At 64.2% G+C, this 2,189-nt stretch carries 3 protein-coding genes and 1 other RNA gene; 1 reads left to right on the top strand and 3 read right to left on the bottom strand.

The genetic code is table 11. The features are described from left to right. Positions 1 to 5 precede the first annotated feature (5 nt). The 3 genes from ssrS to VMR03_RS11665 all read right to left on the bottom strand — a co-directional run bounded on the left by ssrS (position 6) and on the right by VMR03_RS11665 (position 863). Positions 6 to 162: non-coding RNA, 6S RNA (ssrS, locus tag VMR03_RS11655), on the bottom strand. Between the two features lie 63 nt (positions 163 to 225). Continuing rightward, positions 226 to 585: a cell division protein ZapA gene (locus tag VMR03_RS11660; protein WP_325405386.1), complete on the bottom strand. Its 360-nt coding sequence runs from the start codon at positions 583 to 585 to the stop codon at positions 226 to 228. Positions 586 to 596: 11 nt separating this feature from the next. After that, positions 597 to 863, bottom strand: a complete 267-nt coding sequence (locus tag VMR03_RS11665) for a DUF4164 family protein (RefSeq protein WP_325405388.1) — start codon at positions 861 to 863, stop codon at positions 597 to 599. Between the two features lie 450 nt (positions 864 to 1,313). Here VMR03_RS11665 and VMR03_RS11670 point away from each other — a divergent pair. Then, positions 1,314 to 2,189 (top strand): transketolase family protein (locus VMR03_RS11670; RefSeq protein ID WP_325405390.1); only part of this gene is annotated, 876 nt, incomplete at its 3' end.

Raw genomic sequence — 2,189 nt, forward strand, 5'->3', positions numbered from 1 at the left:
AAACAGGTGGGGCCGCCTCGGCCGTTGGAACGTGGATCCTCGGAGACCTACATAAGTAGGTGGGCGCCGTGTGAAAGAGACCAGGGTCCCAGCCAGGGACAGCTCCCTTAAGGATCGTAAGGCCCCGAGAGAAAGTGTTCCTGACGAACCAGGCAGCACCCAGCCTCATATCGGGCTTCCGGGTGCCAAAGGTCAAGGGCTGCGGCTTTGTGGAAGCGGCGAGGCTCACGCCGCCTCGATACGGCGGGCGATGTCCTCGATACGGCGGGCGGCGCTGTCCAGCACGTCGCCAAGGAGATCTTCGGCCTCGCGGGAGCGTTCGAGCGCGGCGATCCGGGTCTGGGTCAGCTGCTCGATGTCGGCTTCGAGCATCTTCACCTTGGCCAGCGCGTCCGACAGCTCGTCGGCGACCAGAAGCGAGGCCATCAGCAGAAGCCGCGTTTCGCCCACCTGCCCGACTTCGCGGGAGAGGTCCGTCACATGGAGGTTGATATGGGCGGCGAGATCCTTCAGATGGGCCTCCTCGCCGTCGCCGCAGGCGACCGTGTAGGCGCGATCGTTGATCTGAACCGTGACCTGTCCCATGGGGTGCCCGCCTATTCCGCCGCCAGCACTTCGCGAATGCCCTCGATGGCGTTCGCGAGCGTCTCGGAGGCGCGTTCGTTCAATTCATTGAGACGCCGGGCTTCCGACTTCATCTGGTCGAGTTCCTCGGCGAGCTTCGCCCGGTCTTCCTTCAGCGCGTTGACCTCATTTTCGAGACGCGCCGCCGACTGTGCGCGCAGAAGCTGGCGGTGAATGCCGGCTTCCAGCCGATCGAGGGCGGCCTTGAAACGCTCGGTGGCGGAATCGAGTTTGCTCATGCCTGACTGTATATCCGAAATCGGGACCCAAGCCCTCTTCTCTTTCAGAAATGCTCGGCCTCCGTTTCAAGATAGGCGGCGGGCCGAAACGAGGTCAACAACGGTGCCGCGAAGGCCCGGCGGGGCATCGGCGCAACCGCCGCGACAGGCTGCCACGCATGACCCGAACCGCCGGAAAAGCCCGGCATTTTGCGTGAATCGATCATTGACTCTATGTAACCCCGTGGTCATTGTGGCGCCGCTTGCCAGACCCCCGAACGGACGGATTCGGACCGCATAAGTACAAGTCAAAAGCGGTCGTTATTCAGGTCCGGAGCATGGGCCTCTGACTTGGCGCCGACGACGCGCCAGCTCTGCACAGACCCGGCTCCGCTCCCGGAGTCCGCCTCGAAAGACCTGGCGGAGGGTCCTCCATCGGGTTTCCTGGCCCGAGGCTCAGAGAGTTAGAACATGACGCCACCCGATCAGTCGGCCGCCACACTGGCAGAAGCTCCGGTTTCGCATCGCGACATGGCGAATGCCATCCGCGCGCTCGCCATGGACGCCGTGCAGAAGGCCAATTCCGGCCATCCCGGCATGCCGATGGGCGCGGCCGACATCGCGACCGTGCTCTTCACGAAGTTCCTGAAGATCGATCCGAAGAAGCCCCACTGGCCGGACCGCGACCGCTTCGTGCTGTCCGCCGGGCACGGATCGATGCTGCTTTACGCGGTCAACTATCTCCTCGGCTATGAGGACATGACGATCGAGCAGATCAAGAATTTCCGCCAGCTTGGCGCGATCACGGCCGGCCACCCGGAATATGGCCATGTGCAGGGCGTCGAGACGACGACCGGCCCGCTCGGCCAGGGCATTTCGACCGCCGTCGGCATGGCGCTGGCCGAACGGCTTGCCGCCGCCCGCTTCGGCGAGGTGGTCGATCATTATACCTATGTCATCGCGTCGGACGGCGACCTGATGGAAGGCATCAGCCACGAGGCGATCAGCCTTGCCGGCCATCTGCGCCTGTCGAAGCTCATCGTTCTCTATGACGACAACGGCATCACCATCGACGGCTCGCTGGACCTTTCGGAATCGGGCGACGCGCTGAAGCGCTTCGAGGCCGCCGGCTGGAACGCGGCCCGCATCGACGGCCATGACGCCGACGCGATCGAGGCCGCCATCGCCAAGGCGAAGACGTCCGACAAGCCGACGCTGATCGCCTGCCGCACCGTCATCGGTTACGGCTCGCCGAACAAACGCGGCAAGTCTTCCTCGCATGGCTCGCCGCTTGGGCAGGACGAAATTGCGCTGTCGCGCCAGACGCTCGGCTGGGATGCCGAACCT

It is taken from the genome of Parvibaculum sp. (assembly GCF_035511255.1).
GTDB lineage: Bacteria > Pseudomonadota > Alphaproteobacteria > Parvibaculales > Parvibaculaceae > Parvibaculum.

Bases quoted from the DNA above. Each gene is read 5' to 3' on its own strand.
- VMR03_RS11660 (WP_325405386.1), bottom strand. From the start codon at position 585: ATGGGACAGGTCACGGTTCAGATCAACGATCGCGCCTACACGGTCGCC.
- VMR03_RS11665 (WP_325405388.1), bottom strand. From the start codon at position 863: ATGAGCAAACTCGATTCCGCCACCGAGCGTTTCAAGGCCGCCCTCGAT.